Origin of the sequence: Nocardioides sp., assembly GCF_036274455.1 — a bacterium.
In the GTDB taxonomy this organism is placed as follows: domain Bacteria; phylum Actinomycetota; class Actinomycetes; order Propionibacteriales; family Nocardioidaceae; genus Nocardioides.
In genome coordinates this window covers 1-7,226 of the sequence record NZ_DASUFR010000027.1, presented here as the reverse complement: position 1 = coordinate 7,226, position 7,226 = coordinate 1, and the positions used below count along the sequence as shown (strand labels likewise).

The 7,226-nt window shown below is 72.6% G+C and carries 8 protein-coding genes; 5 read left to right on the top strand and 3 right to left on the bottom strand.

Annotation, left to right across the window (positions count from 1 at the left end):
* On the top strand, positions 1-1,168 hold a 1,168-nt coding region (locus VFV89_RS02785), incomplete at its 5' end, for a sensor histidine kinase (protein ID WP_329704374.1).
* Complete coding sequence (locus VFV89_RS02780) at positions 1,165-1,854, top strand: response regulator transcription factor (protein ID WP_329704373.1); 690 nt, start codon at positions 1,165-1,167, stop codon at positions 1,852-1,854. The genes VFV89_RS02785 and VFV89_RS02780, both read left to right, overlap by 4 nt.
* A 171-nt stretch (positions 1,855-2,025) precedes the next feature.
* Here VFV89_RS02780 and VFV89_RS02775 read toward each other — a convergent pair whose 3' ends face one another.
* Positions 2,026-2,814 carry a sugar phosphate isomerase/epimerase gene (locus VFV89_RS02775; protein WP_329704372.1) on the bottom strand — a complete coding sequence of 263 codons (789 nt, stop codon included), beginning with the start codon at positions 2,812-2,814 and terminating at the stop codon, positions 2,026-2,028.
* On the bottom strand, positions 2,811-3,755 hold the full coding sequence (locus tag VFV89_RS02770; protein ID WP_329704371.1) for a Ppx/GppA phosphatase family protein: 945 nt from the start codon (positions 3,753-3,755) through the stop codon (positions 2,811-2,813). Before VFV89_RS02770 ends, VFV89_RS02775 begins: the two co-directional genes overlap by 4 nt.
* 206 nt (positions 3,756-3,961) lie before the next feature.
* Between VFV89_RS02770 and VFV89_RS02765 the strand changes: the two genes are divergently transcribed.
* The 3 genes from VFV89_RS02765 to VFV89_RS02755 all read left to right on the top strand — a co-directional run bounded on the left by VFV89_RS02765 (position 3,962) and on the right by VFV89_RS02755 (position 6,253).
* Positions 3,962-4,741 (top strand): hypothetical protein, encoded by a 780-nt coding sequence (locus VFV89_RS02765; RefSeq protein WP_329704370.1) that lies wholly within the window; start codon positions 3,962-3,964, stop codon positions 4,739-4,741.
* A gap of 145 nt (positions 4,742-4,886) precedes the next feature.
* Positions 4,887-5,525, top strand: a complete 639-nt coding sequence (locus tag VFV89_RS02760) for a VOC family protein (RefSeq protein WP_329704369.1) — start codon at positions 4,887-4,889, stop codon at positions 5,523-5,525.
* Positions 5,526-5,542: 17 nt separating this feature from the next.
* Complete coding sequence (locus VFV89_RS02755; RefSeq protein WP_329704368.1) at positions 5,543-6,253, top strand: class I SAM-dependent methyltransferase; 711 nt, start codon at positions 5,543-5,545, stop codon at positions 6,251-6,253.
* Positions 6,254-6,272: 19 nt separating this feature from the next.
* On the opposite strand, the gene VFV89_RS02750 is transcribed toward VFV89_RS02755, so the two are convergent.
* Positions 6,273-7,226 (bottom strand): LacI family DNA-binding transcriptional regulator (locus tag VFV89_RS02750; protein WP_329704367.1); only part of this gene is annotated, 954 nt, incomplete at its 5' end.

The window sequence follows — 7,226 nt, the reverse complement described above, 5'->3', positions numbered from 1 at the left end:
CTACCGTTCACCCGTGGAACGGCGGGCGGCGCGCGACCTCGCTCTGGACGGGCTGCTCGTCGTGGTCCTGGCCGGGGCGATGTTCGTCGAGGCGTGGGTCCGCGGCTCCGAGGTCACCCCCGCCGCCGCGGTCGCCATGGTCGCGGCACCGCTGCCGACCCTGCTCCGGCGCACCCACCCGGGCTGGGCTCTCGTGCTGTGCATGGGCCTGCTCTACGTGGTCTTCGTCTTCATCGACGTCCACAACACCGTGCCGTTCTCGAGCATGGTCTGCGGGTACAGCCTGGCCCTCGTGGTGGACCGGCGGCGCGCGGTGCTGGCCGGGCTCGCGCTGGTCCCCTTCGTCGTGGGGGCAGTCGTGATCTTCAACAGCGGAGGCAGCCAGGAGCTGTGGTTCCAGACACCCAAGAACCTCGCCTTCGTCGCCGCTCCGCTGCTGCTCGGCCTGGCGGTGCGCAACCGGCGCGACTACCTCGCCGAGGTGCTCGAACGGGCCGACAGCGCCGAGCGCACCCGGGAGGAGGAGGCCCGGCGCCGGGTCGGCGAGGAGCGGCTGCGGATCGCCCGCGACGTGCACGACGTCGTCGCCCACGCGATGGTGGCCATCAACGTGCAGGCCGGGGTGGGGGCGCACCTGCTCGACCGGGACCCCGAGCGCGCGCGCAGCACCCTGCTCGACATCCAGCGGGTGAGCGGTGAGGCGCTCGCCGACCTGCGGGCCACGCTCGGGGCGCTGCGCGCCGGCGAGGCCGAGGCGCCGGTCGTGCCCACTCAGGGATGGGCCGGGCTCGACGAGCTGGGCGCCGGCCTCCGGTCGGCCGGGATCGAGGTCGAGCTGGACCTCGACCCGGCCGCGACCGACGTACCGTCCGCCGTCGCCGCCACCGGCTACCGGATCGTCCAGGAGGCGCTCACCAACGTCGTCCGGCACGCCCCGGGCGCGCACGTCATCGTGCGGGTGACCCGCGAGCCCGACCGCGTGGTGGTCGAGGTCGCCGACGACGGCAGGGGCGCGGTCCCGGTCGGCGCACCGGCCCCGGACGGCGGCGGCCACGGACTGCGCGGCATGCGGGAGCGGGCCCGGGCGATCGGCGGCACCCTCGACGCCGGCCCGGTCGCCGGCGGTGGCTGGCGGGTGCTCGCCACGCTTCCGGTGGGTGCTCCGTGACGATCCGGGTGCTGGTCGCCGACGACCAGGCGCTGGTGCGCGCCGGCTTCCGGGCACTCCTCGACTCCGAGGACGACATCGAGGTGGTCGCCGAGGCGGTGGACGGCCACGAGGCGGTCGAGCGGGCGCGAGCGCTTCGTCCCGACGTCGCCCTGATGGACATCAGGATGCCGCGACTGGACGGGCTCGCGGCGACCGCCGCCATCACCGGCGACCCGGCCCTGGCAGGCACCAAGGTCGTCGTGCTGACCACCTTCGAGCTCGACGAGTACGTCTTCGGCGCCCTGCGCGCGGGCGCCTCCGGCTTCCTGCTCAAGGACATCGGGCCGCAGGCGCTCATCGACGCGGTCCGGGTCGTCGCGGACGGCCAGGCGCTGCTGGCTCCCCAGGTCACCCGCCGGCTGATCGAGGCCTACGTCGACGCGACGCCGGCGACCGGCGTGGACCCCGCGCCGCCGGCGGAGGACCCGCGGCTGGCCGCCCTCACGCCGCGGGAGCGGGAGATCCTCGCGCTCGTCGGGCGCGGCATGTCCAACCACGAGATCGCCGAGCACCTCGTGCTGTCGCCGCTGACCGCGAAGACCCACGTGTCGCGGCTGTTCACCAAGCTGGACGCGCGTGACCGCGCGCAGCTCGTCGTCCTCGCCTACGAGGCGGGGCTGGCCGGCGGCCACGACCTGTCGTAGAAGTGGCCGTCCAGGAGTCTGCTGAACGAGGGCGTGGTTGCCTGCGTCGTGAGAGTCGTGCGATGCAAGGGCGTCCGTCCCGAAGGCAGGCTGGGCGCCTTTCGAGGGGCGGCAACACAGCCAGCGTGCGGCTATCGCGGCGCAGGCGCCGCGCGATTGTTCGGCAGTCCCCTACCCCGAGGCGTTGGCGAAGAAGTGCTCGCGGGCGAACTCCAGCGACTCGGCCAGGTCCTTCTCGCGATCCTCGCGCGTGGCCGCCTTGCGGGTGCTGATCTCGACCACGATCTCGCCGCGGAAGCCGGTCCGTGCGATGTGCCGCAGGAACTCCGCGGCGCCCACCGACCCGCGGCCGGGCACGAGGTGCTCGTCCTTGGCCGAACCGGTGCCGTCGGTGAGGTGGACGTGGCGCAGCCGGTCACCGAGCCGCTCGGCCATCGCGACCGGGTCGTCGCGCGCGATCGCGGCGTGCGAGAGGTCGATGGTCGTGTTGGCGTAGGACTCGTCCGAGGGGTCCCAGCCGGGGAGGTACATCTCCATGCCGCGCTTCGACGACGCCCGCCAGGGGTACATGTTCTCGACCGCGAAGGCGATGCCGGTCGACTCCTCCAGCGCTGCGATGCCGTTGACGAAGTCGCGGGCGTACTCCTTCTGCCAGCGGAACGGCGGATGCACGACGACGACCTCGGCGCCGACCGCCTTCGCCATCTCGGCCGAGCGCTCGAGCTTGTGCCAGGGCTCGGTGCCCCACACCCGCTGGGTGAACAGCAGGCAGGGCGCGTGGACCGATGCGACCGGCATCCCGTGGTGCTTGGAGAGCTGCTCGACCGCGGTGATCGACTGTGACAGCGAGTCCATCACCATCACCTCGACGGCGTCGTAGCCGAGGCTGGCGGCGTACCCGAAGGCGTGCGCCGACGACTCGGGGTAGACCGAGCTCGTCGAGAGGGCGACGCGGGTCACGCCTTCTGCCCGAGCACGGAGATCTGGTCGAGCCGTTCGAGGATCACGCCCTCACGCAGCGCCCACGGGCAGATCTCGAGCTCGGTGAGGTCGAAGATGTCCATGCACGCCTCGGCGACGAGCGCGCCCGGCACGATCTGGTGGGTCCGGCTCGGCGAGACCCCCGGCAGCGCGGCCAGCTCGTCTGGCCCGGTGGCGACGAGCTTGGGGATCCAGCGGCGCAGCTCCGCGAGCGGCAACGTCCGCGGGACCAGCGTCCCCTCGGCCGAGGGGGCCGCGCCGCAGATCCGGGCCAGTGAGCGGAACGTCTTGGAGGTCGCGGCCGCGCGGTCCGGCGGCCCGCCGCGAAGCAGGTGCCCGGCGTCGCGGGCGATCTCGGCCCGGATCTCGCGGCGCAGGCCGCGGACGGTGTCCTCGTCGGCGGTGCCCGCCGAGAAGTGCAGCCGCGCCAGCCGAGCGGCGCCCAGCGGCAGGGACCAGGCGACGTCGGGAGCCTCGTCGGCGCCGCCGGCGATCTCCAGCGACCCGCCGCCGATGTCGAAGACCGCGAGCCGGCCGGCCGACCAGCCGAACCAGCGGCGTACGGCCAGGAACGTGAGCCGGGCCTCGTCCTCGCCGGAGAGCACGTCGATCATCACCCCGGTCCGCTCCTGGACGTGCGCGAGGACGTCGTCGCAGTTGCCCGCGTCGCGGACCGCGGACGTGGCGAAGCCGAGGATGTCCTCGCATCCCTTGTCCTCGGCGATGACCAGCGCCTCCGCGGTGAACGAGGTGAGTGCGTCGATCCCGGTCTGGGAGACCTCGCCGTCCCCGTCGAGGTGCTCGGCCAGCCGCAGCGGCTGCTTGAAGGAGTACGCCGGGAGCGGTGCGGCACCCCCGTGGGCGTCCACCACGAGGAGGTGCCCGGTGTTGGAGCCAATGTCCAGCACTCCCACGCGCATGGCACCAACGTACCTGTGAGGACTACGCAACCAGGGCGTGTCCCGCAATCGCTGGTGGATGCCGGCGTCGTCCAGGGCGTGCGACGGGGGCGTCGCAGGCCCGCGCGCAGACTGGCGTCTTCGAAGGGTCGGCGCCGCCGCCAGCGTGCGTCATGGTCGGCGTCCGGCGCCGCCGTGGATTGCGGGGCACGCCCTAGGCTGGAACGGTGCCCGAGGTCGACCTGGTGTTCCCCCGCGCGTTCGTCGAGTTCGCGAACCCCGACGACGAGTCGGAGGTCTTCAAGTGCGACCTCACCTGGCTGACGTCGAGCTACCACTGCATCTTCGGCAACGGCTGCCAGGGCATCTACAAGGAGTCGCCCGACGTCGGCTGCTGCGCGCTGGGCGCGCACTTCGCCGACCAGGACGACGAGAAGCGAGTGGCCGCCTACGTCGGCATGCTCGACGAGACGTTGTGGCAGTTCCGGCCGACCCACAAGGACGGCAGGGGCAAGAAGAAGGTCAAGAAGGGCGACTGGATCGACGTCGACGAGGACGGCGAGCGCAAGACGATGGTGGTCGAGTACGACGGCCAGTCCGCGTGCATCTTCCACAACCGCACCGACTTCCACCTCGGGGCCGGCTGCGCGTTGCACGCGCTGGCCTACGTCCTGGAGAAGAACCCGCTCGAGACCAAACCGGACGTGTGCTGGCAGCTGCCGATCCGGCGTACCTTCCGCAACGTCAAGCGCCAGGACGGCACCGAGTACACCGAGGTGTCGATCGGTGAGTACGACCGGCGAGGCTGGGGCCCCGGCGGCCACGACCTCGACTGGTACTGCACCGGCAACACCGAGGCCCACAACGCGCCGGAGCCGCTGTTCATCACCAGCGCGGCCGAGCTGACCGAGCTGATGGGCCGGGCGGCGTACGACGAGCTGGCCCGGCACTGCGAGGCCCACCTGCTCTCCCGCTCGGCGCTGGCGATCCATCCGGCGGACCGTTGATTCCGGACTTCTGCCGGTCGAGTCGTCGAAAACCACCGTGACAGGGCCCGACTCGACCGGCAGAAGTCCGGAATCAACCGTCTCGACATCAAGAGACACCCACCCCGCTTTGGTCGAGCGCAACCGGAAGACCCACAATCTCTGCATGCGTCTCGACCATCTCTCGTTCGCCGCCGGACCCGACGGGCTGGCCGCGACAGCCGAGCGCATCGGGGCCCAGCTCGGCACCTCGTTCGTCGACGGCGGCGTCCATCCGCGCTTCGGAACCCGCAACATGGTGCTGCCGCTGGCCGACAACACCTACCTCGAGGTGGTCGAGGTGCTCGACCACCCGGCCTCCGACAAGGCGCCGTTCGGCCAGGCCGTCCGCGCCCGCTCCGCGCTCGGCGGTGGCTGGCTCGGGTGGGTGGTCGCGGTCGACGACATCGCGGTCGTCGAGCAGCGGCTGGGCCGCGAGGCCGTGGTCGGGAGCCGGCACCGCCCCGACGGCACCGAGCTGCGCTGGAAGCAGATCGGCGTCAACGGCCTGATCGCGGACCCGCAGCTCCCGTTCTTCGTGCAGTGGGACGTCCCGGCCGAGCTGCACCCGAGCTCCGGCGCCGCCGGCGACTACTCGCTGGCCGCACTGGAGATCGCGGGCGACCCGCGCCGGGTCAGCGAGTGGCTGGGTGAGACCGTCGAGGCCCCGCTCGAGGACGTGAAGGTGGAGTGGGTCGCACCCAACGGCACCCCCGGCATCATCGCCGCCCAGGTGCAGACCCCCCACGGGCTCGTCCGGATCTGAACCACCGCCGCTCGGACTTGTCGAGACCACCGGGCCTGCCGCACGGGACTCGGCCGAGCCCCAACATCTGGCACCACCCGGCGACCTACGAGCTCGAGAACCGCGCCGCCGACCCGGACGGCCGGCTGTGGTCGACCATGGCCGAGCGCGGCGGTTGGACCGGACGCGACGTGCTCGACACCGGGTGCGGCAGCGGATTCCACCTGCCCCGCTTCGCCGATAACGCCCGGTCGGTCACCGGCGTCGAGCCGCACCCCGACCTCGTCGCGCTTGCGCGGCGGCGCACCCGCGCCCTGCCCAACGTCACCGTCCACCGGGGCACCGCGCAGGCGCTGCCGCTCCCCGACGCGTCCGTCGACGTCGTGCACGCGCGGTGGGCGTACTTCTTCGGCCCGGGCTGCGAGCCGGGGCTCGCCGAGCTGTCCCGGGTCGTACGCCGCGGTGGGGTCGCGCTGGTCGTCGACAACGACCCGACCCGGTCGACGTTCGGTGAGTGGTTCCGGCGCGGCTACCCCGACGTGCCCGCTGCGGAGACGGTGGAGCGGTTCTGGTCGACGCACGGCTGGACCCGCACGCCGGTGGACATGGGCTGGCGGTTCTCCTCGCGCGCCGACCTGGAGGCCGTCGTACGGATCGAGTTCGACCAGGCCACCGCCGAGTGGATCCTCGAGCACCACGAGGGGACCGAGGTCGACTACGCGGTGAACCTGTGGTCGAGGGGGTTCTGACCGGCGCGGGGATCCGAGGTCAGCCCGACGAACCCCGCACCACGAGCGTCGGCTCGAGCAGCACACCCTCGCTAGGCAACGGCGGGGTGTTCAGGAGACGCTCGAGCGCCTTGACCACCTCGACGGCGACCTGTTCGAGCGGCTGGCGCACCGAGGTCAGCCCCGGCGGGACGGTCTGGGCGACCTGGGAGTCGTCGTAGCCGGTGACCGCGATGTCCTGCCCCGCCCGCAGCCCGCGGTCGTAGAGCGTGTGGAGAACGCCGAGCGCCAGCGTGTCGGACGCGCAGACGAACGCCGAGGGCTGCGCCTCGTCGAGGAGGACCGCGCTCGCCTCCCGGCCGGACGCGATGGTGTCCTCGACCCGCGACGCCAGGCCGGTGGTCGGGATGTCGCGCGAGCGCAGCGCCCGTGACCAGCCCGAGCGGCGGTCCTCGCCGAGCAGCGAGTCCTTCTTCCAGCCGATCCACGCGATGCGGTGGTGGCCCCGCTCGATCAGGTGCGTGGTCGCCATCTCGGCCCCCGCTGCGCCGTCGACGTCGACCCACGGGTGCCGGGCCGCCGGGTCGTTCCACGGTCGCCCGAACGCGACGAACGGCGCCCGCCGCTCGTTGAGCCACACCGCCTGCGGGTTGCCGAGGTAGGTGTCGGTGACGACGAAGGCGTCGACGGCGGTGGAGCGGAGCAGGTCGTCGTAGGCCGGGAGCTCGTCCTCGGCCTTGCCCGTGCGCGTGCCCGAGAACAGCAGCACGTGGTAGCCCGCCTCGCGGGAGGAGTCGACCAGTGAGTGTATGAACCGGTCCATCGCGGCGTTGGCGGTGCCCTCCTCGGCCGCCTTGATCGGCAGCCCGATCAGGTGCGAGGCGCGGGTGCGGAGGTTGCGGGCGGCCCGGTTGGGCAGGTAGCCGAGCTCGGCGATCGCCTGCTGGACCCGCTGCAGGGTGTCCTCGCGGAGCAGGTCGGGGTTGTTGACGGC

Excerpts from the sequence above, each read along its gene's own strand:
- VFV89_RS02770 (WP_329704371.1), bottom strand. The coding sequence starts at position 3,755 with ATGCGCGTGGGAGTGCTGGACATTGGCTCCAACACCGGGCACCTCCTC.
- VFV89_RS02760 (WP_329704369.1), top strand. The coding sequence starts at position 4,887 with ATGCGTCTCGACCATCTCTCGTTCGCCGCCGGACCCGACGGGCTGGCC.